This is a genomic window from Rhizobium sp. LARHSG275, assembly GCF_052871115.1.
Map to the genome: position 1 here is coordinate 289444 of NZ_JBIXJN010000001.1, position 22246 is coordinate 311689.

Here is a 22246-nt window from a genome sequence, read left to right on the forward strand (position 1 = left end):
GGCGACGTTTCGCGCAGGTCTCAAACCCGCGCGCGGAGGTAATCCATGCTGGCACGAAGCGCACCGGCCGGGTCCTTGTCCGCATGAACTTCCGCGGCAAAGGGTTCAAAGGAGAACGGACCCTGATAGCCCGCCTGCAGCAGCGCCCTGATCTGCCCGGCATTGTCGAGCCGGTCGTCGTCGCCCACGAGCACGCGATGGGAATCGCGCATGTCGCCAACGGAAACGGAAGGATCGCTGACCCCGGAAATGTGGACGAGGCCGGCCAGCTCAGGGAAAATCGCCGCTTCGCCGGCAAGGTGATGGTGGAAGGTGTCGTGGACAAGCCTGAAGGTCGATTCCGCACCGAGCTCCCTGATTGCCTCGGCCGCCTCGGTCTTCGAGCGCAGTGAGCAGATCTCGAAACCGAGCGGCTCGACGAGACCGATAATACCGGCTTCCTCCAGCATCGGCTTCAGCGCGGCCAGAGCCTGGCGCAGACTGGCCTGCCGTTCGCCATCGGCGCAGCCGGTGCCGTCGTTCTTCGGAACGAGGACGAGCGCCTTGGCGCCGGATGCGCCGGCATAATCGATCAGTTCCCGCGCTTCGGCGGCTCTTGTCGCGTTCCATTCATTGAAGCGCTGCAGGGCATTGATCGAGATGATCGTCAGGCCGTGCTCGGCGGCGGCCTCCTTGATCACCTCGGGTTTGGTGCCGTCGAGGATGGCGTTGCCGGAAAGATCATTGCGGATCTCGACGGCATCGATGCCGAGCGATCGGGCCAGCGCGAAGAAATCGCCGATGGCCAGCGACGGCGCGGCCATATGGTTGAGCGCAAAACGGATCGACGTCATGATCGGTATCTCCTCCTGATCTCCGCGTCAGGGCGGAGCAGTCCTCGTGAATGGGTCGGCGAATCTCTATCGGAATTCGCGTCGCAATCCATCCGTCATCGCCGGCGTCCGCTTTCATTGCTGAGAGAATTTCGAACGAAATGATGGAATTCCATCATTGCTTAGATGTTCTCCGAAATATGAATTTCGAAAGGCAGGAAGAGTTGCCCGGGAACAGCCGTTTCACCGTTTTCGATGGCGCCCACCATCAGCACCATCAACTCCTTACAGAGAGCGGGCAGGGGGGTGCCGATCGCCATAGCGACGATATCGTCGGCAAGACCGGCTTTGCTGTCGGGCGTCAATTCGTTGACCACGAGGACGATCTTGCCGCCGACGCCTTCTTCGCGGAATGCCGAAATTGCTCCCTCCATGCCGCCGCCGCAGACATAGAGGCCGACGAGATCGGGATGTTTTTGCAGCAGTGTCAACGTCGCTTCGTGGGTGATCTCGGCGGTCTCGAGATTGATCAGCGTGTCGACGACATCGAAATCAGGCGCATTCTCGCGAAAATAGGAGCGGAAGCCGATTTCCCGCAGCTCATGGCCATGAAAGCGGTGACTGCCGACGAAACAGGCGACCTTGCCGGGCTTGTGCGCCGTGCGCGCAATCGTCCAGGCGGCGGTGCGCCCGACCTTGCGGTTGTTGACGCCGACATAGGCGTCGCGCACGCCCGTGGCGAGGTCGGAGAGCAGCGAGAACACCGGAATGCCGCGCTCCTTCAACTCCTCGACCGCCGTCGTCACCGCCGGATAATCCGGGCCAACGAGGGCAACGGCCTGGTTGCGGGCTCCGAGCGCCTTGATCTTTTCGACGATCGCAGCCGGCGTCGCGGCTGACGGAAAATCGATCTGCGTCTGGATGCGCGCAGACGTCAACGCGCGCGCTGCGGTTTCGATCTCACGCACGAAACTCTGGTAGAAGGGCTGCATCGGCTTCTGCAGCAGGAAGGCGAGCCTGTATTGCGGCAGATCCTCGAAGACGCGCTGCTTGATCAGGCCGACGGCGTGATAGCCGATCGACTGCGCTGCATCATAGACCCGTCGCGCCGTTTCCTCACGCACCCGGTGGCGCGCGTTGAGAACGCGGTCGACGGTGGCGACACTGACGCCGGAGGCGCGGGCGAGATCGGAGATGGTGGGACGGCGCATCGGCGTTCCTGATGGATTCAATCATGAATGCAAGCCATTCATGATGGCTTTTGATAGATTATATCAAGCCTGCATTGAGCGCTGTCCAAAGTCAACCTATTCTCCAGACAAGGGCATAACGGGAGGCGGATCATGGCGACCCAGACGAAGAAACGTGACTACGACCTTCTCGGCGAAAGCGGCCGCACCGCCATCGAGACGGGGCTGGCGGCAGCCGAATGGTATCACACCGACATTCCGCGCAAGGAGATGAAGGCGCTGATGCAGCGCTCCGATGCGCCGGCGATCCGCGACACGATCATCTGGCTCGGCGCCATGGCAATCTTTGCCGGGCTCGGCATCTGTTTCTGGGGCTCGTGGGTGGCCGTGTCCTTCTTCCTCGCCTATGGCGTGCTCTACGGCTCGGCCACCGACAGCCGCTGGCACGAATGCGGTCACGGCACCGCCTTCAAGACGCGCTGGATGAACGATGTCGTCTATCAGATCGCCTGCTTCATGATCATGCGCAACCCGGTGACATGGCGCTGGAGCCATGCGCGCCATCATACCGATACGGTGATCGTCGGCCGCGATCCCGAGATCGCGGTGATGCGGCCGCCGGATCTCTTCCGGGTGGTGCTTAATTTCTTCGGCATCCTCGATGCCTGGCACGCGATCGTCGACATGCTGCGCAATGCCTTCGGCGGCGTCAGCGCGGCGGAAAAGACCTTCATTCCCGAGATGGAGCAGCCGAAGGCGATCCGCATTGCCCGCATCTGGCTGGCGATCTATCTCGCCACGATCGCAACCGCAATCGCCATGGGCTCGATCCTGCCGCTGGTGCTAGTCGGCCTGCCGCGCCTCTACGGCGCCTGGCACCATGTGCTGACCGGGCTGCTGCAGCATGGCGGCCTTGCCGACAATGTGACCGACCATCGGCTGAACAGCCGCACGGTCTATATGAACCCGATCAGCCGCTTCATCTACTGGAACATGAACTACCACGTCGAGCATCACATGTTCCCGATGGTGCCTTACCACGCGCTGCCGAAGCTGCACGCGATGATCAAGCACGACCTGCCGGCGCCGAACCCATCGATCTGGTCCGGCTATCGCGAGATGATCCCGGCCTTCCTGCGCCAACTGCGCAACGAGGATTATTTCCTGAAGCGCGACCTGCCGGCCACCGCGCGGCCCTATCGCGAGGAATTCCACAACGAGCTGGCCCCGGCCGCGCAATAACAACAATCGAGGGAGGACAAGATGAGCGGAAATTGGATCCAGGTTTGCGACAAGGACGAGATCGACGAAGAGGATGTCATCCGCTTCGATCACGACGGGCGCACCTTCGCGGTCTATCGCAGCCCGGACGACGAATTCTTCGCAACCGACGGGCTCTGCACGCATGAACATATCCATCTCGCCGACGGGCTTGTCATGGATGAGATCATCGAATGTCCAAAGCATAACGGCCGCTTCAACTACAAGACGGGCGAAGCCAAGGGTGCGCCGGTTTGCGTCAATCTCAAGACCTATCCGGTCAAGATCGAAGACGGCGCCGTCTTCATCTCGCTCTGATGGAGGCCGGCATGGCTCATTTTGTCATCCTGGGCGCCGGCGAATGCGGTGCGCGCGCCGCCTTCGCCTTGCGGGAAAAGGGCTTTGCCGGCGAGATAACGCTGGTTGGTGCCGAGCCCCTTCATCCTTACGAGCGGCCGCCGCTTTCGAAGGCCGGCTCCGCCGATGCGAGCGATCCGAAATTCATCGTCGCGGCGGAAAAATATATCGAAAACGGCATCCGGCTGCTCACCGGCGTGGAGGCCAGGGATTTCGATCCCGCATCCAGGACCGTCACGCTTTCGGACGGGACGGCGCTCTCCTACGACAAGCTTCTGCTTGCGACGGGTGCCGCCGCGCGTTCGTTCCCCGGGGCGCCGCATGGCAGCCGGCATATTCGCTCGCTGAGGACGCATCACGATGCTGCGGCCCTGCGCGAAGCAATGAAGCCGGGCCGGCATATCGCCATCATCGGTGGCGGGTTCATCGGACTGGAGCTTGCGGCGACGGCGCGGCTGCTCGGCGCCGAGATCACCGTCATCGAGGGGCTGGAACGCGTGCTGAAGCGTGGCGTGCCGGAGGAGATCGCTCATCTGCTCACCGAACGCCATCGCGCTGAAGGCGTCGATATCCGCTGCGGCGTCTCCATCGAGGCGCTGACTGAGGAAAACGGCAAAGCCCTGATCCGATTGTCGACCGGCGAGGTGATCGAGGCCGATCTCGTGCTCGTCGGCATCGGCGCACGGCCGAATATCGAGATCGCCGAAAGAGCGGGCCTCGCAATCGACAATGGCATTGCCGTCGACACTTATCTCCAGACCTCCGCAGCTGATGTCTTTGCGGCCGGCGACTGCTGCTCCTTTCCGCTGCCGATCTATGGCGGCCGGCGGGTGCGGCTGGAATCCTGGCGCAATGCCCAGGAGCAGGGCACATTGGCCGCGGCCAACATGCTCGGCCGTAACGAAGCCGTTTCATCAGTGCCGTGGTTCTGGTCGGATCAATACGACATGACGCTGCAGATATCAGGCCTTGCCGAAGGGGCTGTCGCGCATCAGCGCCGCGATCTCGGCGCAGGCGCCTTCATTCTTTTCCATCTCGACACCGATGGACGATTGATTGCCGCAAGCGGCATCGGATCGGGCAATGCGGTGGCGCGCGACATCAGGCTCGCCGAAATGCTGATCGCAGCACGCGCCCATCCGAACCCGGCGGCACTCGCAGCCAGCGACATCAAGCTGAAATCCCTGCTGGCCGCCTGAGCTCTCCGATATTTTCAAAAGGAATAAATGATGAAGAAACATAAACGCGCGACCGTCGCCGATCTGCTTGCGGAAAAAGGCAAGCGCCAGCTCACCATGCTGCGCGTCACCTCGCTGGAGGAAGCGGACGCCGCCGAAAAAGCGGGGATCGACATCGTCTCGGTGCCGCCCTCGCTGCTCGGGCCGGTCTTTCGCGAGATCGCCCCCACTCCCTTTGCCATTCCGGGGCTCGAATATGGCGACCATGTCTCAGCCGAGGACTATCTGCGTGCGGCCTTCGCGGCGCTGAAGGCAGGAGGTGATGCGGTCTATTGTGCCGCAAGCCTGCAGACGATCCGGCGCATGCGCGATGAAGGAATCCCGGTCTGCGGCCATCTCGGATTGATCCCTTCAAAAGCGACCTGGACCGGCGGCTTCCGTGCCGTCGGCAAGACGGCGGCGAGTGCGGCCGAAATCTGGCGGCAGACCAAGGCCCTGGAAGAGGCCGGCGCCTTCGCCGCCGAAATCGAAGTCGTCCCGGGGGATATCGCTGCCGCCATCAGCAGCAACACCTCGATGCTGATGATCTCTATGGGGGCGGGCAGCGGCTGCGACGCCCAATATCTCTTCGCCAACGACGTGCTCGGCGCCAATCGCGACCACACTCCGCGCCACGCCAAGATCTATCGCGACTTTGCCGCCGAACACGATCGGCTGCAGCGCGAGCGCATCGCCGCCTTCACCGAATTTGCCGAGGATGTCAGGACCGGCGCCTATCCGGAAAAGCGCCATCTCGTCGGTATCGACGACGCGGAACTGGAAATCTTCCTGCAGCGGCTGAAAAGCGAGACGGGCAATAGTTGAGGGTGGCTTGCTCGACGCTTCCCCTTCTCCCCAGCGGGGAGAAGATGCCCGCCAGGGCAGATGAGGGGCGAGCGACGATAGGAGCGAGGCACTGAGCGTCAGCGAAGGGCAATCAACGCCGTGCCGCGTAGCCCCCTTCCGCCTGCCGGCACCTTCTCCCCGCTGGGGAGAAGGGGAAAGCCACCATTGGCTTCTGTGCCTGCCTGTGTCAGGAATTATCCGTTCGATTCATTCGGAACGGAGTATTCGGTCCCCTGTGACGATCGGCTTTGCGCATGCGGAATTGATTGCGGTGCTCGTCGCGGTGACGGGGGACGAACCGCGCGTCATGACCATCCGCTCCGGCAACGCGCTGCCATCAGGCCCTTTCGAGATGGGGCATCGCACCCTGCAATCGGGCCTGCGCGAATGGGTGCAGGAGCAGACGGAACATCCCGTCGGCTATCTCGAACAGCTCTATACCTTCGCCGACCGCGACCGGAACAACGACATCCCAGGCGGGCGGACGATCTCGATCAGCTATCTCGGCCTCGTCAACGAGCAGTCGGGTGCCGGCCGGCCGGGATGGCATGGCTGGTACGAATATTTCCCCTGGGAAGACCATCGGCAGGGACGGCCGGCCGTGCTTGACGAGATCATGGCGCGTCTGGGGAGCTGGGCCGATGCCGATCCGGCAAGACGCGACCATCGCCATCGCCGGGCGGATTTCACCTTCGGCCTCGACGGCGGCGGCTGGAACGAAGATTTGGCCCTGCAGCGCTACGAACTGCTTTACGAAGCAAGGCTCGTCTCGGAAGCCGGATGCGCGGCGGAGGCCAATCTCGGCCGGGCGATGTTTGCCGATCACCGCCGTATTCTCGCGACTGGCATCGCCCGGCTGCGCGCCAAGATCAAATACCGCCCTGTCGTCTTCGAGCTCATGCCGGAGAGTTTTACGCTGCTGAGGCTGCAGCGTACCATCGAGGCGCTCGCGGGGCTGACGCTGCACAAGCAGAACTTCCGCCGCCTCATCGAACAGCAGGAACTGGTCGAGGAAACCGGCGGCACCGAAAGCGAAACCGGCGGCCGGCCGGCCAAGCTTTTCCGCTTTCGCCACACCGTGCTCGAAGAACGGGCGCTGGCAGGAACGAAATTACCGCTCTCCCGCAATTGACATATGCTCACAGCGAGAATATCTCTTTGCTCATGATATGCTCAAAGAGAGCATAATTAGGAGCCGGTCATGAATTATCCTGTTTCCGCATCCTCGCTCTACGAGCGCGTCAGCCGTGTCATTCCCAAAGCCGAATGGATGACCTTCGAAAATGACGTCGACGCGATCCTCGAGCTCAAGCGCCGCCGCAACGCCGTCATTCTCGCGCACAACTATCAGACACCGGAGATCTTCCACGGCGTGGCCGATATTGTCGGCGACAGCCTGGCGCTCGCCCGCAAGGCGATCGAGGTCGATGCCGATGTCATCGTGCTTGCCGGCGTGCATTTCATGGCCGAGACCGCCAAGCTGCTGAACCCCGGGAAAACCGTGTTGATCCCGGATCTCGGCGCCGGCTGTTCGCTGGCGGATTCGATCACGCCCGAAGATATCGCGCTGCTGCGCCAGGCCCATCCCGGCGTGCCCATCGTCACCTATGTCAATACCTCGGCCGCGGTGAAAGCTGCCTCCGACATCTGCTGCACCTCGGGCAATGCCAAGCAGGTAGTAGAATCGCTCGGCGTGCCGAAGGTGTTGATGATCCCGGACGAATATCTGGCGCGCAACGTCGCCCGCGAGACTGATATCGAGATCATCGCCTGGCATGGCCATTGCGAGGTGCATGAACTCTTCACCGCCGAGGACGTGCGCCAGCTGCGAGAAAACCATCCGGGCGTCACCGTGCTCGCTCATCCCGAATGCCCGCCCGAGGTGGTGGCCGAAGCTGATTTCGCCGGCTCAACCGCCGTAATGTCGGACTATGTCAGCAGGCAGAAGCCGGCGCGCGTCGTGCTGCTCACCGAATGCTCGATGAGCGACAATGTCGCCGTGCACCATCCCGATGTCGAGTTCATTCGCCCCTGCAATCTCTGCCCGCATATGAAGCGAATCACGCTTGGCAATATCCGCGCGGCCCTCGAGGAAAACCGCCACGAGGTCACCGTCGATCCGGCAATTGCGGTGGCCGCGCGCCGCGCCGTCGAGAGGATGCTGGCGATATGACCGAGATTCTCGAGCAGCTATCAGGACGCACGGTGATCGTCGGCAGCGGGCTTGCGGGGTTGATGACCGCGCTGACACTGGCGCATGAACCCTCCGTCATCGTCACCCGCGCGGCCCTTGGCGCGGAGACATCGAGCGCCTGGGCGCAGGGCGGCATCGCCGCCAGCATGGGCGCCGACGACAGCGCAGCGCTGCATCTTGCCGATACGCTTGCGGCCGGCGACGGGCTCTGCGATCCCACGATCGCCGCCGGTATCATCACCGAGGCCCCGGCGGCGATCGCCGCGCTGGAGCAAGCTGGCGTGCGTTTCGACCGGAATGCCGCCGGTGAATTTTCGCTCGGGCTGGAGGCGGCCCATAATCGCCGCCGTATCGTCCATGCCGAAGGCGACGGTTCGGGTGCTGCGATCATCGCCGCGCTGATCGAGGCGGTGATGAAAACGCCAGCTATAACAGTGCTCGAAGGTTTCGAGGCGCGGCGGATTCTGATGGACGGCGAGCAGGTCGCCGGCCTGCTCTGCGCGACCGCGAATGGCGCCGCCATGCTGCCGACATCGAAGGTTGTGCTTGCCACCGGCGGCATTGGCGGGCTTTACGATGCGACCACCAATCCGATGGGTAATTTCGGCCAGGGGATCGCGCTCGCAGCAAGGGCGGGTGCCGCGCTCGCCGATATGGAATTCGTCCAGTTCCATCCGACCGCACTCGATTCACGCCGCCGGCCGCTGGCGCTGATCAGCGAAGCGGTGCGCGGGGAGGGGGCCTTGCTCGTCAACGAACGCGGCGAACGGTTCATGGGCCGCATATCCGGTGCCGAGCTTGCGCCGCGCGACGTGGTGGCGCGGGCGATCAGCGCCGAAATCGCCCGCGGCGGCAGGGTCTTCCTAGACGCCCGCGCGGCTCTCGGCAGCCGCTTTGCCGCACGCTTTCCTGTTATCTCGAGCCTTTGCGGCGAGGGCGGCATCGATCCGGCGAAAGACGTCATTCCGGTGCGCCCGGCCGTTCACTATCACATGGGCGGCGTGGCCACGGATGCAAATGGCCGCAGCTCGGTTCCCGGCCTCTGGGTTGCGGGAGAGGCGGCCTCGACCGGCCTGCACGGCGCAAACCGGCTTGCCAGCAATTCGCTGCTGGAAGCGGCAGTCATGGGCATGCGGGCGGCACGCGACATTTCAGGCATGCCCGCAGGTGCCACCGGCCCCATCTTCGCCGAGAGACTGCCGGTGGCTGCCGACGCATCGCTCGTCCGGCCGATCGTCTCGCGTCATCTCGGCGTGCTGCGCAACGCCGGCGCCATTCATGGCGCGATCGCAGCCCTGCTGCCGCTTGCCGAGGACAATGGCCCTGCCGCCGATCCGGCCACCGTCGCGCTGCTGATTGCCGTCTTTGCCAGCCTGCGGATGGAATCGCGCGGCGCCCATGCCCGCACCGACTTTCCGCTGAAGTTCGCCAATGCCAACCGGCGCCGTATGTGCCTTTCCGACGTTCTGGAGATCGCCCGCGCGACGCCACCCTATGCCCTTGCCCCGCTCTATACTCTTGCAAGGAGTGCTTGAGATGAACCTTGTTCCCCTTCCGCGCCTGATCGTCGAGCCGCTGGTACGGGCGGCCCTTCTCGAAGATCTGGGTCTTGCCGGCGATATTACCTCGGCATCGGTCATCCCTAGGGATCATCGCTCGACCGTGGTGATGGCGGCCCGTCAGCCGGGCGTGATCGCCGGTCTCGATGCCGCCGAACTCGCTTTCGCTCTCGTCGACCCGGAGATCGCCATGCGCCGTCATCTTCAGGACGGCGATGCGGTCAAGCCCGGCGACGTGATCGCCACCATCGAAGGTCCCTCGCGTGGCCTGCTGAGCGGCGAACGCACCGCGCTGAATTTCCTCGGCCATCTCTCCGGCATTGCGACCGTGACGGCTGAGATTGCCGCCGCCATCCGCGGCACGAGAGCCTCCGTCGCCTGTACGCGCAAGACGACACCGGGGCTGCGGTCACTGGAAAAATATGCCGTGCGGGCCGGCGGCGGCATGAACCACCGTTTCGCGCTTTATGACGCCGTGCTGATCAAGGATAATCACGTCGCCATCGCCGGCGGCGTCGCTGAAGCGATCCGCCGGGCAAGGGCCGGCGTCGGCCATATGGTGAAGATCGAGGTCGAGGTGGACACCCTCGATCAGCTGCGTGACGCGATGGAGACCGGCGTCGACGCCGTGCTGCTCGACAATATGACACCGGATCAGCTGCGCGAAGCCGTCGCCATCGTCGCCGGCCGAGCGATCACCGAGGCATCCGGCCGCGTCACGCCGACAACGGCCGCCGCAATCGCGGCTTCCGGTGTCGACCTCATTTCGGTCGGCTGGCTGACACACAGTGCGCCGGTGCTGGATATCGGGCTCGATTTCGTCGAGGCCGCGGCCGCAACGGAGAATAGCCTGAAACGGATTGCACAGGTTCTGTGATCCCTCAGGCCTATTCACGCCGTAAATAGCCTTCCGCCGAACGAAAACCGCGCCCCAAGCAAGTGTTGGCAAAGCATCTCCTCCCCGTGTGGCGCGAGAATATGCAAATATTCGATGAAACTTCTTCTTTTTAAAGCAAAACCGCTATGCGCCGGCCTCTTATGGCTCTAACATGGTTTGGACTGGCCGGTGTGCTTGTGCGCCTTGGCTTTCAGGGGTGAGAATCGAGATGCGACGGACATCCGGCAGATGCTGACGAACAGGCTGTGCCTGCTCGGAAGACCGCGATTGCTGGCGGCGGGGAAGGAACTCCCCTTGCCGGAGAAGTCTTATTTTCTCCTCGCCATGCTCGCCGCCGAACCCAATTTCGAACTCGACCGCGAAACCGTCAGGCGGCAGCTCTGGCAATCGGAGCTGCCGGAAAAACGCGCCGGCAGCCTGCGCCAGCTGCTGGCACGAATCGAGCAGAGCGTTCCCACCGGCCTTCCACAGCTGCTTGCCGCGACCCGAACCCATATCGGCCTTGCCGATGGCTGGGAGGTCGACGTTCATATCCTCAAACAGAAAGGGCCGCTTGCACTCGAAGATGGCGGCCTGCTGAACGGCGAATTGCTCGAAGGCGTCAAATCGCCGACGCAGGGCGCCGAGGACTGGCTGACCTTTGAGCGCCAGCGCGTCGATGAACTGCGCTCCGCCCATCTGACCCGGCTAGTCGAAACCGCCGAAGACAGATCGGACGAAGAGCAGATCACGCTTGCCAGGCGCCTGCTGGAACTCGATCCTGCCAGCGAGACGGCCTATCGCGCCTTGATGCGCACCTATGTCAGGATGAACGATCCGGCAGCGGCGCGTCAGGCCTATCTGAAGTGCAAGAGCCAGTTGAAGGACGACTTCGACACCGAGCCGGAAGAAAGCACCACAGCTCTTGCCCGCGAACTTAACCTGGCGCCGGCGGCACAGGCGACGTCTGGACATCCACAGTCGGCGCTTAATCTTTCCGTCAATCCGGTCGGCCAGCCGCGCATCATCATTCTGCCGCCGGAAAGTATCTTCACCGATCCGCTGATGGAGCGCGTCGGCAGGGCCCTTCTCGAAGACGTCACCATCGGCCTTAGCCAGCAGCGCGGCTTCAAGGTGATCGCGGCGCATACCAGCTTGGAGATCCTCAGCCGTTCGATCGATCCGTCGCGTGCCGTGCCCGGTCCGCTCGACCTCAGCTTCGACTATGCGGTCTACGTCACCATCCAGGGCCGCGACGAGGATGTTTTTGCGACCTGCCGGCTGACGCGGACGACGACATCGGAGGTAATCTGGGCCATCGAACTGCCGCTGGTCATGCAGAAGATCAGCGAATCCTTCGCGCATCTGACGCGGCGGATCGTTTCCTCGCTCGCCGACACGATCGAACGCCACGAGCTGGCGATGCCGATCGGCGAGGCGCCGCCGTCCGCCTACCGTCTCTACCTGGAAGGCAAGCGGCTGATTGCCCAGACCGATCTGCAGCATCTGCGCCAGGCGCGCAAATGGTTCAAATCCTCGCTCAATCGCTACGAACATTTCTCCGCCGCCCATGCCGGCATGTCGCGCGCGCTCGGCATGGAATGGCTGATCCGCGGCATGCGGGACAAGGAACTGCTCGACGAGGCGAACGGTGCTGCCCGGCAGGCCCAGCAGTCCGACCCAAACAGCGGCCGGGCCTACCGCGAGCTCGGCTTCGTGGCGCTTTATCGCCGCCGCTTCGACGAAAGCCTGGAATATTTCCAGCAGGCTCAGGATCTCAATCCCAACGATGCCGACATCCTCGCCGATTTCGCCGACGCGCTTTCCCATGATGGCGATTTCGATCGAGCACTGGAGCTCAGCCGCGCGGCCTTTAAACTCAATCCGCTGCCGCCGGACTATTATTACTGGAACCTCGGCGGCATCCACTTCATGCGCGAAGAATATGAAATGGCGATCGAGGCGCTGGAACCGGTGAAGACCAAGCAGGCAACGGCCCGTCTGCTCGCCGCCTCGCATGCCATGGCAGGCGATACGGGCAAGGCCGGGAATTACGCCAGGATTGTGCTGGAAAACTTCCCCGATTTTCGCAGCGAGGACATCCGCCATTTCGTCCCCGATCGCGATCCCGCCTATACGGAACCGCTGATTAAGGGGCTGCAACTTGCTGGTCTTCCCTGATTGCACGGCCTTTTAACGAAGCCTGTAACGCTTAAATGACGGAGGCAATGTTTCTTTCCGATGGTTAACGGCAGCAAGGCGCTGCCCAACCAATCGGAGATGGAACATGAAGACGAATGCTGAAACCACTGCAGCTCAGACACAGTCGCTGCGCTTTTCTGCTGCCGCCAGAGCGGCCCTGAAGCAGGACGAACTCAACGTTTCCGCCAATGCGCTCGAAAGCCTGACGCATGCGCTGAGGTTCCGCTAAGGAACAGATCGGTATGTCCGCTTTCACCGACCTTGAAACGCTTGCCGGTGACCTTAAACGATCATCGGCCGGTGTCAGCGATTATCATGACCGCGCGGTGACGCCGGCTCAGACCCTCGCAGCCATCAGGCCGCATCTGCGCGAATTCGGCATCACGCGCGTTGGCCTGCTGACGGCACTCGACGTCCTGAACATCCCCGTCGCCTTCGCAACGAGGCCGAACAGCCATACGCTCTCGGTGTTTCAGGGCAAGGGTATCGACAATGATGCCGCCATGACCTCGGCAGCGATGGAAGCAGTCGAGACGCGGATCGCCGAAATTGCCCCCGCCGACCTGACGCAGGCGACGGTCGACAGCATGCGGGCGGAGCATGCGGCGATGATCGATCTCGACAATGTCGCACGCTGTGCGCCCGACGAGATCGGCAGCAAGCCTATTCCCTGGTGCACAGGGCTCGACATCCTTTCAGGCAGCAGCGTCTTCGTGCCCTGGTGGCTCGTCGGACTCGACCATCGCGGCGAGAGGCCGGCGGGCTTCGAGCAGTCGAGCGATGGGCTCGCCTCCGGCAACACGCCGTCCGAGGCGGTCCTGCATGGGCTTTGTGAGCTGGTGGAGCGCGACGCCTGGGCCTTGACCCAGCTGAAATCGCCTGAGCGGCTAAGGGAGAGCCGCATCGACCCCGCCTCCTTCGGCGATGCGGTCATCGACGTCATGACCGACCGGATCACGCGCGCCGGCATGAAACTGCTGCTGCTCGACATGACGACGGATATCGGCGTTCCCGCCTTTCTGGCCGTCATCATGCCAGGCAATCTTTCCGACCGTGTCGATGCGCGGTGGTCGCATGTCTGCGGTGGCTGCGGCTGCCATCCCGACCCCGTGCGCGCAGCGTTGCGTGCCATCACCGAAGCGGCGCAGAGCCGGCTGACCGCGATTGCCGGCAGCCGCGACGATTTCTCGCCGCGCATCTATCAGCGGCTCGACAGGAGTGCAGCGATGCAGCAGGTGGTCGAACTCTGCGAGGGCGACGGCCGTATGCGCTCGTTCCAGACCCGCCATCGCCGCCCGGCGACGATCCAGGAATCCATCGGCCATATCGCCGACCGGCTGACGGCAACCGGCATCGAGCAGATCGTCGTCGTGCCGTTTCCGCATCGAGCCCTGCCGATCTCGGTCGTCAGAGTGATCGTGCCGGGACTGGAGGTCGACATCTCGGGCCGATACATCCAGCTCGGCATGCGCGCGGTCAACACCATAAGAGGAGCCGAATCATGAAGGTGCTGTTCGTCGGCCCGAGTCTTGGCAGCGATCTTGCCGCGGCAAGAGCCATGTCTCCTTGCATCGATTTCCGGCCGCCGGCCGCCGCCGGCGACATCCTGAAGGCCGTTCGGGACGGCGCCACCGCGATCGGCCTCGTCGACGGCTATTTCGGCGATCTGCCTTCGGTCTGGCACAAGGAAATATTGTACGCACTCGAACATGATGTCGCCGTTGCCGGCGGGGCCAGCATGGGAGCGCTCAGGGCAGCCGAATGTGCCCCCTTCGGTATGATCGGGCTCGGCTCGATCTTCGAAGATTACGAGTCCGGACGGCTGCTCGACGATGAGGCCGTCGCACTGGTGCATGCACCGCAGGAGCTCGGCTGGCTGCCGCTTTCCGTTCCCTGGGTCGATTTCGAGCCGACGATCGATGCGCTTTACGCCAGCGGCGAGATTACGCCCGGCGAGCGCAAGAAGCTGCTGCTGGCCGGCCGGTTTCTGCATTTCTCCGAGCGCACCTATGCGAAGGTGGCCGACGAGTGCCATTTCCGCAAACCGCGCCGCGACCATATCCTCGCCGCCATCCGCGGCAGCCGCGTCGAGCGCAAGCGCAACGACGCGCGACTGGTATTGGACTGGCTGCGCCGGGATAAATTCCTCCCCGTCAACCGCGACTGGCGCTTTGCCGCGACCTCACATTGGGAGCTCTTGCACGCCGAAGTCACGCGCAATGCGGTTCCTGTAACGCTTGAATAACGGTCGCGGCGGAAAGATGCAGCACTGATGGAATCGTAGGGTTCTACGACCAAAGAGGCGGGAACGATGTTTGATCAACACAACGAGGGTACCGGCAGCGAATACGCAAGGATCTTCCGGCTGCTGTCGGCAGCCAAGGAGGAGGCTGAAAAGCTTCGGTTGCGCAATCTGATGCACCTGACGAACATGGCGCTGCTGCAAGTCGTCATCGATTGGGACGGCATAGATCCCGACAGGGAGCTTGACGTCAATCTCGAGAAACTGCTCGGCAGCAAAGCCAAAATCGCAATGAAGGATGCCAGCGAGAATCTAATCCTGATCGATCGCCATTGAGCGCGATCGATTGTTATTGATCCTCATGCCTCATGCGGTCCGTTGGGATCGCGTGAAGGACCCTATTCAGCCGCTTCAGCGTCCAACTGTTCTGTGTGGGCAATCGCCTGGACGAGCTTCAGGATCTTCTTGCGAAGCGCTTCGTTCTTGATCGAAAAGAACGCCGCATTGAGAAGCACGCCTTCGCGCGAAATAACGAATTCCTCGCTCGGAGCGGGGTTGTCGTTGGCCGTATCAGGGGTCGACATGTCGTCGAAAAATGTCCTGACGTCGACCTTCAGCGCGCCGGCGATTTCGACCAGCATGCTGGCGGAAACGCGGTTGGAACCCTTTTCGTATTTCTGGATCTGCTGGAACGTTACGCCGACACGATCGCCCAGTTCCGTCTGAGAAACTTTCCTCAACAGACGCTGGATACGGATTGTCTTTCCGACGTGAACATCGACGGAATGCGGTGCTTCTTTCATCTCATTTTCCCTTCTGAAGGCAGCGGACAAGGGGGTATTCGCCATATCCGTGTCAACAACTTTTAGCCGAGATAAATAAGGCTAGCAATTGCTTGCATGTAGATAGCGTTAAGGCAGAATATCGCACCTTTTTTGTCCGGGAATGGTACAAAAAACATGCCGAAATGGCACGTCGACGAGATCGGTTGCTTCATTTTGTGACGTCAGAGCGACCAGAGGCGTTGTGCGTTGGCGAAAAGCAACTTGGAACGCTCCGCCTCGCTCACGCCCGAAAGCATCGCATGGGTCGCCGCGACCCAGGTAGAGAGGCCGCCACCGCGCGTGCAGACCGGCCAGTCGCTGCCCCAGACGACGCGGTCCCAGCCGAAGCTGGCGATCACATGTTCGATATAGGGCCGCAGCGTTTGCGCCGCCCATGTATTCGCATCGGCATAGGCGACGACGCCGGAGACCTTGCAGACGACGTTCGGCCGCCGGGCAATCTCTGATATGCCGGCCTTCCATGGCTGGAAGGCGTCCGAGCGGATATCCGGTACGCCGCAATGGTCGAGCACGAACTGCACGTCGGGCGCAAGATCGACGAGGGCGGTCACACGGCCCGCCTGATGCGGCAATATGCAAAGGTCGAAGGTCAGGCCGCTGCCGCTGATGCGCCTGATATTTTCGCGAAACAGGGCGCCTTCGGAGACATCATCGGGCACGACATGCAGCACGCGGCGGAACCCCTTGACGAAGGGATCGGCCTTTTGCCGCTCGAGATAGGCGGCAAAGCCTTCCTCTTCCGGCCGGCAGGAGACGATGGCGCCGGCAATCAGACTACCTTCCTTCTTAGAGATAGTGACGACGTGGTCGGTCTCGGCCTGCATGGCGGCGGGATCGACGTCGACCTCCATGTGCAGCGCCGTGGTGATGCCGCAGCGCCGGGCCTCAGTCGCATAGCTTTCGTAGAGGAAATCATGATCGAGATCAGGCGCGCCGGAGAGCCAGGGATAGGGCAGGGCCGACCGGTCGATGATATGCAGATGAGTGTCGATGAACACGCTCTTCTCCTCCCCAGAGTGGTTTTGTAGCAAACCTATTCCCGGTGAATGGATTGTTCAAATAGAAATTCCCAGGCCTCAGGCGGGGTTGACGACATTGACGCCGGCAAGCAGCGAAAGCTGGGCGGCGGCCTTCTGCACCAGCGTGATCGCCTGGGTGATATCGGGTGCCGACGGCGCATTGACGAGCGCGATAAAGGGGCAGGTAAGGGCGGCGATGCAGCGGCGGTCCGGTCCGAGAACGGGAGCGGAGAGATTGTAGACGCCTGATGTCTGGGCGCTCGCCATCATCTCATAGCCGCGCTCGCGGATCTGGTGGAGACGATCATAGAATTCGGGCCCGAGTTCAATCTCCGCGCGGCTGCGCACATGTTCCGAAATCATCATCTCCCGCTCTTCCTCGCTGCGGAAGGCAAGCAGCACATGTCCCGAACCGGTGTCGAAGAGGCTGATATGGGCACCGACGCGGATCGAGAATCCCCAATAGTCCGGCGCCTCCTGCTGGGCGATGACGACGGCAGCACCGCGATCGAAGACGGCTAGATGGTTGGCCTGGCGCGTGCGCTGGGCAAGATCGCGCATCAACGGCGTGGCGTAGGAGGCGAGGCGGCGCACCGGTGCGTGCAATTGGGCAAGACCGAAGAGCTTCAGCGTCAGCGAGTAGCGGTCGCCGTCCAGCCGGGTAACGTAACCGCGGCGCACCAGCCGGTCGAGCATGCGGTAGAATTCGTTGGGGCTGCGGTCGAGCCGTTTGGCGATTTCGGCCTGGGTGAGGCCGCTGTCGACGCCGGCGAGCAATTCCAGGATATCGAGGCCCTTGTCGAGGGCAGGAGCGCGGTAGCGGTCGGACTCGTCGGTCACCATTCCTTCCTCCTGTGAATATCTTTCTGCATATACGCAGAACCGCAGCCGGAAAAGGAAAACTTCGCACTTGACCCTTGGCCAATCGTCTGTTTGTCTATAAACAGACAACTCATCACTGAAAAGGTCGATCGAAACGAGCGGCTGAGGTATCGAAGGCGCCCGCGCGGCAGGATCATAAGCAAGCCGGGACAGGGAGGAAAACCGTGCAGCGCATGGGAATGGTCATCGGCCCTGCCGCCGGCGGAGATCGCCGAAAAAGCAGCCAATCGGCTGAATCTCCCGCTGATCTGCCTGTGCAACGGCGCCAACTCCTCCATTTAACGCAGAGAGCCGTGCACCTGCGGAAGCAGGCCGGAATGCTCCATCACGACCGAGCTTCGCCAAGACATCAGCCGCACTCCATCGTCAAGCGTAGACAATTCCAGAAAAGGCCCGTGACATGACAAACAGACTTTCCGGCAAGAACATCCTCATCACCGCCGCCGGTCAGGGCATCGGCCGGGCGACGGCGGCGGCCTTTGCCGCAATCGGCGCCAAGGTTCACGCGACTGATATCAACACCGAGGCGCTGGCGACGCTTGCCGCCGAAACCGGGGTTTCCACCCATAAGCTGAACGTACTCGAAGAGGATGCGGTCAAGGCCCTCGTCGCCGAGATCGGAGCCGTCGACGTACTGTTCAACTGCGCCGGCTTCGTCCATGCCGGCTCGATCCTCGAGATGAAGGATTCCGATCTCGAATTCGCCTTCGACCTCAACGTCAAGGCGATGATCCGCACCATCCGGGCCGTGCTGCCGGGCATGATCGAACGCAAGGACGGAGCGATCATCAACATGGCCTCCGTCGCCTCCAGCATCAAGGGCGTGCCGAACCGCTTCGCCTACGGCGTCACCAAGGCGGCGGTGATCGGGCTCACCAAAGCCGTCGCCGCCGATTACGTCGGCCAAGGCATCCGCTGCAACGCCATCTGCCCCGGCACGGTGGAAAGCCCGTCGCTGCAGGACCGCATGCGGGCGCAGGGCGATTACGACGCGGCCCGCGCCGCCTTCATCGCCCGCCAGCCGATGGGCCGGCTCGGCTCGCCGGAGGAGATCGCCGATCTCGCCGTCTATCTTGCCGGCGCGACCTACACGTCGGGCCAGGCGATCGCCATCGACGGCGGCTGGACGATCTGATTTCAGCTGATGCGGCCGCCCACTGCAATCGGCTCTATATAATCGGCATATAATCGGCCCATATCATCGGGAGGAACAACCATGACCCGCATCACCGACCTTCGTGTCTTCGATCTCCGCTTTCCCACCTCGCAAAGCCTGGATGGATCCGATGCGATGAATCCCGATCCGGATTATTCGGCGGCTTACGTCATTCTCGATACGGATGCGCCGGATCTTGCCGGCCACGGCCTGACCTTCACCATCGGCCGCGGCAACGACATTTGCTGCATGGCGATCGAAGCCATGCGCCACCTCATCGTCGGCGCAGACCTTGCCGAGGTTCTCGCCCATCCCGGCACCTTCTGGCGGCATCTGACGAGCGATAGCCAGCTGCGCTGGATCGGCCCGGAAAAGGGCGCCATTCACCTGGCGACCGGCGCGGTCGTCAATGCCGTCTGGGATCTGCTCGCCAAACAGGCCGGCAAGCCCGTCTGGCGGCTCGTCGCCGAGATGTCGCCGGAAGAGATCGCCGATATCGTCGATTACCGCTATCTCACCGACGTGCTGACGCGCGCCGAGGCGATCGAGATCCTGAAGCGCGCCGAGGCCGGCAAGGCGGAACGCATCGCCATCCTCGAAAAGGAGGGCTACGCCTGCTACACGACCTCGGCCGGCTGGCTCGGCTATGGCGACGAAAAGCTGCGCCGCCTTTGCCAGGAAGCGATCGACGCCGGTTTCAACCATATCAAGATGAAGGTCGGCCGCGATCTCGAAGACGATATCCGCCGTCTGAGGATCGCCCGCGAGGTGATCGGTCCCGATCGTTACCTGATGATCGACGCCAACCAGGTATGGGACGTCGGCCAGGCGATCGACTGGGTGAAGGCGCTCTCCTTCGCCAAGCCCTTCTTCATCGAGGAACCCACAAGCCCCGATGATGTCGCCGGCCACCGCAAGATCCGCCAGGCGATCGCTCCGGTGAAGGTCGCGACCGGCGAGATGTGCCAGAACCGCATCATGTTCAAGCAGTTCATCGCCGAGGGCGCAATCGACATCGTGCAGATCGATTCCTGCCGCATGGGCGGGCTGAACGAGGTCCTCTCCGTACTGCTGATCGCCGCCAAGTTCGGCCTGCCGGTCTGGCCGCATGCCGGCGGCGTCGGCCTGTGCGAATATGTGCAGCATCTGTCGATGATCGACTACGTCGTAGTGTCGGGAACCAAGGAAGGCCGCGTCATCGAATATGTCGATCATCTGCACGAACACTTCCTCGACCCCTGCCTGATCGAAAACGCCGCCTACATGCCGCCCACCCTGCCGGGCTTCTCCATCGAGATGAAACCGGCCTCGATCAGAACCTATACGTTTCGAGGCTAAGCAACCGACATTCAGCGCCCTCGCAGATCGTCCCGAGCGAGCCGCAGCCATTCATCGGACGTCAACTGCCGCCGATACCGCCAACCTATTCATCCCGGCAGACCAGCGAGCCTCAAACCCTCGCGGAGCCGCAGCACATCATGCTCGTTATTGAGATATGAGACATCAACAAGCCAGTTAACATAGTCGACGGGACCTGCCGTCGACGCTCCGCACCACCTTGTCCTAATTGCATCAAGGAATATTTTTCCGCATTTCTCAGCGTCATCGATCCGACCGAGGTGACCGTAGGACGCTGCGCGCCATGCCATGTCTCGCGGCTCTCTTTCGGGCGTGTCAAAAGTCCGCTGTTCCAGAAGAGTGGCGGCCTCACCGTATCTTTCCGCAAGGAACAGAAGACGGGATTTGTAATAGTTGTACCAACTGGGATGGAGCGGGTTCAGCCGGTAGGCGACCTCGGCGCCGGCCAAGCCTTTGACCGGCCGCCCCAACGCTCCTTGCATCCCAGCCCAGAGGATCAGAATAGTGGCATCATTGGGATTCATCGATTTTGCGAGGTCGAGATGATGCTCCGCCCTTTTGAAGTCTCGCCAGGTCAAACAAATGTAACCCAGAGTGCACTGTACGCGAGGATCGCTCGGGTCCAAGGCGAATGCCGTTTCGGCCGAGCGAAGCGCCTTGATCCGGTTATCATCGCGTTCCCTTGGGATACCAAGGCCTCCTTCCGAGGCGCGGTTAAGGTAGATATAGGCGAGACCTGTATGTGCGCGTGCGAAGGTTGGATCCGCCTTAGCCGCGCTTTCAAACAGTGCCTCGGCGCGCTCCTGTGCTCCTGGCCGGAAGTCGTCGGAGAGGCGGTTGCCCTGTAGGAACAGATCGTAGGCTCGCATGTCTTCCGGACGGCGTCTTCTAGAGGTGAGCTCGTTGTCGTCTATGACGCGTTGGGCGACCATGGCGACGATGCTGCGCGCTATCTCTTCCTGGGTGGAGAAGATATTCTCTATGGACGCGTCGTAACGCTCTGCCCAGCGATGAGTGCCGCCTTTTGTCTCGACAAGCTGAACCGCAATCCGGATCCGATGGCCCGCTCGTCTGATGCTTCCCTCGACCACGTAATCCGCGCCGAGAATGTGTCCGATCTCGCGCAGGTCACCCGTGCGGCCGCCCAAAGCGAACGACGAGGTTCTTGCGATCACCATGAGTTCGGTGAACCTGGCCAGCTCGATGATGATGTCTTCGGTGATTCCATCGCTGAAATACGTCTGCTCAGGGTCACCGCCCATGTTTTCAAATGGAAGGACTGCGATAGTTGGTCCGGTCGATCTTGAGAGGTTGGAAACGGCAAACTTCGACCCGCTCAGCCGAAGATGGTACGCCTTGATCGGGCGCGTGATGTTCTTGAGGCGCTGCTCTCCCGCGTATTCGATCGTGGCGTCGATTTTCCCCGCAAGATGTTCATACGCTGCGCCTGAGATCAGAACGTCACCCGGCGGACACAGCTGCTCCAATCGCGCCGCCACATTAACTCCGTCCCCTAAGATGTCGTCACCGTCTACCACGACGTCGCCGAGATTGATTCCTACGCGAAAGACGATCTTGCTCGTCGGATCGACGAGGTGCTGTTGGCTCGCTACGGACTTCTGCATTGCGATCGCACAAGAAACAGCCTCGACCACCGAGGTGAACTCCGCGACCAGACCATCGCCCATCAGTTTGACGACACGTCCAGCATGAGCAGCGATAACCGGACGTAACGACGATGTCATCAAGCTGCCGAGAGCCGCAAGCGTTCCATTCTCGTCCGCCTCGACCAAGCGAGAATAGCCGACGACATCCGCGATTAGAATAGCTGCGAGCCTTCTCTGCAACGGTCCCCTCCGGTCCTCGCCCATGTATTCGGGCCCACGAATTCAACACCACCATGATACATCGGGCTAGCCGAGGATGGAAACTCCCTCATGACGGGAGCACGATGCGAGGATTGAAAGTGTTTCAGCACCCTCTTTGCTAAAGCATGCCTCGCTAAAATGTGCAGCTGTTTTGCGATAAAGATATTCGGAAACAAAGGTCTCTGCAGACTACTGTCGCCGGAATGCACCAAGCTGACAGACAAGAGGCTCCAAGAAAACGTCATCAGAATTGACGTATCTGCCCTCATCCGCATGTTTGTTCTCTGATTTCCATAGTCTTTCCCGCCAGAGACAGGCTTCCAATCTGCAAGAACTGCTCCAATTCTCTTGGAGGCGGCGC

The 22246-nt window shown here is 61.9% G+C and carries 21 protein-coding genes; 15 read left to right on the forward strand and 6 right to left on the reverse strand.

Going from position 1 to position 22246, the window contains the following annotated elements:
* Positions 1-20 precede the first annotated feature (20 nt).
* Complete coding sequence (locus ACIPSK_RS01365; RefSeq protein ID WP_162115151.1) at positions 21-833, reverse strand: TIM barrel protein; 813 nt, start codon at positions 831-833, stop codon at positions 21-23.
* Between the two features lie 161 nt (positions 834-994).
* Positions 995-2023 carry a LacI family DNA-binding transcriptional regulator gene (locus tag ACIPSK_RS01370; RefSeq protein ID WP_017968535.1) on the reverse strand — a complete coding sequence of 343 codons (1029 nt, stop codon included), beginning with the start codon at positions 2021-2023 and terminating at the stop codon, positions 995-997.
* Positions 2024-2155: 132 nt separating this feature from the next.
* Here ACIPSK_RS01370 and ACIPSK_RS01375 point away from each other — a divergent pair, with 132 nt between their 5' ends.
* The 13 genes from ACIPSK_RS01375 to ACIPSK_RS01435 all read left to right on the forward strand — a co-directional run bounded on the left by ACIPSK_RS01375 (position 2156) and on the right by ACIPSK_RS01435 (position 15092).
* Entirely contained in the window at positions 2156-3244 is a 1089-nt protein-coding gene (locus tag ACIPSK_RS01375) for a fatty acid desaturase family protein (protein ID WP_162115150.1), read from the forward strand.
* A 21-nt stretch (positions 3245-3265) separates the two neighbouring features.
* Positions 3266-3580: a MocE family 2Fe-2S type ferredoxin gene (locus ACIPSK_RS01380; protein ID WP_003548266.1), complete on the forward strand. Its 315-nt coding sequence runs from the start codon at positions 3266-3268 to the stop codon at positions 3578-3580.
* Positions 3581-3591: 11 nt separating this feature from the next.
* Positions 3592-4818 (forward strand): NAD(P)/FAD-dependent oxidoreductase, encoded by a 1227-nt coding sequence (locus ACIPSK_RS01385; RefSeq protein ID WP_162115149.1) that lies wholly within the window; start codon positions 3592-3594, stop codon positions 4816-4818.
* Between the two features lie 27 nt (positions 4819-4845).
* Positions 4846-5661 (forward strand): 3-methyl-2-oxobutanoate hydroxymethyltransferase, encoded by an 816-nt coding sequence (locus ACIPSK_RS01390; RefSeq protein WP_170256456.1) that lies wholly within the window; start codon positions 4846-4848, stop codon positions 5659-5661.
* A 256-nt stretch (positions 5662-5917) separates the two neighbouring features.
* Complete coding sequence (locus ACIPSK_RS01395) at positions 5918-6814, forward strand: NUDIX hydrolase (RefSeq protein WP_162115147.1); 897 nt, start codon at positions 5918-5920, stop codon at positions 6812-6814.
* Positions 6815-6883: 69 nt separating this feature from the next.
* Positions 6884-7855: a quinolinate synthase NadA gene (gene nadA, locus ACIPSK_RS01400; RefSeq protein WP_162115146.1), complete on the forward strand. Its 972-nt coding sequence runs from the start codon at positions 6884-6886 to the stop codon at positions 7853-7855.
* A complete protein-coding gene (locus ACIPSK_RS01405; protein ID WP_162115145.1) occupies positions 7852-9411 on the forward strand; it encodes an L-aspartate oxidase in 1560 nt (519 codons plus the stop codon). The genes nadA and ACIPSK_RS01405 overlap by 4 nt, the downstream gene beginning before the upstream one ends.
* A 1-nt stretch (position 9412) precedes the next feature.
* Positions 9413-10312 (forward strand): carboxylating nicotinate-nucleotide diphosphorylase, encoded by a 900-nt coding sequence (gene nadC, locus ACIPSK_RS01410; protein ID WP_162115144.1) that lies wholly within the window; start codon positions 9413-9415, stop codon positions 10310-10312.
* Positions 10313-10501: 189 nt separating this feature from the next.
* On the forward strand, positions 10502-12493 hold the full coding sequence (locus ACIPSK_RS01415) for a BTAD domain-containing putative transcriptional regulator (RefSeq protein WP_170256454.1): 1992 nt from the start codon (positions 10502-10504) through the stop codon (positions 12491-12493).
* 106 nt (positions 12494-12599) lie between these two features.
* Positions 12600-12743: a hypothetical protein gene (locus ACIPSK_RS01420; RefSeq protein ID WP_003553391.1), complete on the forward strand. Its 144-nt coding sequence runs from the start codon at positions 12600-12602 to the stop codon at positions 12741-12743.
* Positions 12744-12756: 13 nt separating this feature from the next.
* The gene (locus ACIPSK_RS01425; RefSeq protein ID WP_162115142.1) at positions 12757-14019 is read left to right on the forward strand and encodes a YcaO-like family protein; all 1263 of its coding nucleotides are present in this window, start codon (positions 12757-12759) and stop codon (positions 14017-14019) included.
* Positions 14016-14759: a TfuA-like protein gene (locus tag ACIPSK_RS01430; RefSeq protein ID WP_162115141.1), complete on the forward strand. Its 744-nt coding sequence runs from the start codon at positions 14016-14018 to the stop codon at positions 14757-14759. The genes ACIPSK_RS01425 and ACIPSK_RS01430 overlap by 4 nt, the downstream gene beginning before the upstream one ends.
* 66 nt (positions 14760-14825) lie before the next feature.
* Positions 14826-15092, forward strand: a complete 267-nt coding sequence (locus tag ACIPSK_RS01435) for a hypothetical protein (protein WP_017968524.1) — start codon at positions 14826-14828, stop codon at positions 15090-15092.
* A gap of 62 nt (positions 15093-15154) precedes the next feature.
* Here ACIPSK_RS01435 and ACIPSK_RS01440 read toward each other — a convergent pair whose 3' ends face one another.
* The 3 genes from ACIPSK_RS01440 to ACIPSK_RS01450 all read right to left on the reverse strand — a co-directional run bounded on the left by ACIPSK_RS01440 (position 15155) and on the right by ACIPSK_RS01450 (position 17463).
* Positions 15155-15559, reverse strand: a complete 405-nt coding sequence (locus tag ACIPSK_RS01440; RefSeq protein ID WP_017968523.1) for a helix-turn-helix domain-containing protein — start codon at positions 15557-15559, stop codon at positions 15155-15157.
* Between the two features lie 203 nt (positions 15560-15762).
* The gene (locus ACIPSK_RS01445) at positions 15763-16599 is read right to left on the reverse strand and encodes an amidohydrolase family protein (RefSeq protein ID WP_017968522.1); all 837 of its coding nucleotides are present in this window, start codon (positions 16597-16599) and stop codon (positions 15763-15765) included.
* 78 nt (positions 16600-16677) lie between these two features.
* On the reverse strand, positions 16678-17463 hold the full coding sequence (locus tag ACIPSK_RS01450) for an IclR family transcriptional regulator (protein WP_162115140.1): 786 nt from the start codon (positions 17461-17463) through the stop codon (positions 16678-16680).
* 439 nt (positions 17464-17902) lie between these two features.
* Here ACIPSK_RS01450 and ACIPSK_RS01455 point away from each other — a divergent pair, with 439 nt between their 5' ends.
* Positions 17903-18637, forward strand: a complete 735-nt coding sequence (locus ACIPSK_RS01455; protein ID WP_162115139.1) for an SDR family oxidoreductase — start codon at positions 17903-17905, stop codon at positions 18635-18637.
* An 81-nt stretch (positions 18638-18718) separates the two neighbouring features.
* Positions 18719-19996 (forward strand): L-fuconate dehydratase, encoded by a 1278-nt coding sequence (locus ACIPSK_RS01460; RefSeq protein ID WP_162115138.1) that lies wholly within the window; start codon positions 18719-18721, stop codon positions 19994-19996.
* 89 nt (positions 19997-20085) lie between these two features.
* Here the strand turns inward: ACIPSK_RS01460 and ACIPSK_RS01465 are convergent, their stop codons facing one another.
* Positions 20086-21864 carry an adenylate/guanylate cyclase domain-containing protein gene (locus tag ACIPSK_RS01465; protein WP_348642873.1) on the reverse strand — a complete coding sequence of 593 codons (1779 nt, stop codon included), beginning with the start codon at positions 21862-21864 and terminating at the stop codon, positions 20086-20088.
* Positions 21865-22246 lie beyond the last annotated feature (382 nt).

What these genes read in the sequence shown, in the direction of transcription:
- ACIPSK_RS01365 (WP_162115151.1), bottom strand. Translation starts at nt 833, where the DNA reads ATGACGTCGATCCGTTTTGCGCTCAACCATATGGCCGCGCCGTCGCTG.
- ACIPSK_RS01370 (WP_017968535.1), bottom strand. Translation starts at nt 2,023, where the DNA reads ATGCGCCGTCCCACCATCTCCGATCTCGCCCGCGCCTCCGGCGTCAGT.
- ACIPSK_RS01375 (WP_162115150.1), top strand. Translation starts at nt 2,156, where the DNA reads ATGGCGACCCAGACGAAGAAACGTGACTACGACCTTCTCGGCGAAAGC.
- ACIPSK_RS01380 (WP_003548266.1), top strand. Translation starts at nt 3,266, where the DNA reads ATGAGCGGAAATTGGATCCAGGTTTGCGACAAGGACGAGATCGACGAA.
- ACIPSK_RS01385 (WP_162115149.1), top strand. Translation starts at nt 3,592, where the DNA reads ATGGCTCATTTTGTCATCCTGGGCGCCGGCGAATGCGGTGCGCGCGCC.
- ACIPSK_RS01390 (WP_170256456.1), top strand. Translation starts at nt 4,846, where the DNA reads ATGATGAAGAAACATAAACGCGCGACCGTCGCCGATCTGCTTGCGGAA.
- nadA (WP_162115146.1), top strand. Translation starts at nt 6,884, where the DNA reads ATGAATTATCCTGTTTCCGCATCCTCGCTCTACGAGCGCGTCAGCCGT.
- ACIPSK_RS01405 (WP_162115145.1), top strand. Translation starts at nt 7,852, where the DNA reads ATGACCGAGATTCTCGAGCAGCTATCAGGACGCACGGTGATCGTCGGC.
- nadC (WP_162115144.1), top strand. Translation starts at nt 9,413, where the DNA reads ATGAACCTTGTTCCCCTTCCGCGCCTGATCGTCGAGCCGCTGGTACGG.
- ACIPSK_RS01420 (WP_003553391.1), top strand. Translation starts at nt 12,600, where the DNA reads ATGAAGACGAATGCTGAAACCACTGCAGCTCAGACACAGTCGCTGCGC.
- ACIPSK_RS01425 (WP_162115142.1), top strand. Translation starts at nt 12,757, where the DNA reads ATGTCCGCTTTCACCGACCTTGAAACGCTTGCCGGTGACCTTAAACGA.
- ACIPSK_RS01430 (WP_162115141.1), top strand. Translation starts at nt 14,016, where the DNA reads ATGAAGGTGCTGTTCGTCGGCCCGAGTCTTGGCAGCGATCTTGCCGCG.
- ACIPSK_RS01435 (WP_017968524.1), top strand. Translation starts at nt 14,826, where the DNA reads ATGTTTGATCAACACAACGAGGGTACCGGCAGCGAATACGCAAGGATC.
- ACIPSK_RS01440 (WP_017968523.1), bottom strand. Translation starts at nt 15,559, where the DNA reads ATGAAAGAAGCACCGCATTCCGTCGATGTTCACGTCGGAAAGACAATC.
- ACIPSK_RS01450 (WP_162115140.1), bottom strand. Translation starts at nt 17,463, where the DNA reads ATGGTGACCGACGAGTCCGACCGCTACCGCGCTCCTGCCCTCGACAAG.
- ACIPSK_RS01455 (WP_162115139.1), top strand. Translation starts at nt 17,903, where the DNA reads ATGACAAACAGACTTTCCGGCAAGAACATCCTCATCACCGCCGCCGGT.
- ACIPSK_RS01460 (WP_162115138.1), top strand. Translation starts at nt 18,719, where the DNA reads ATGACCCGCATCACCGACCTTCGTGTCTTCGATCTCCGCTTTCCCACC.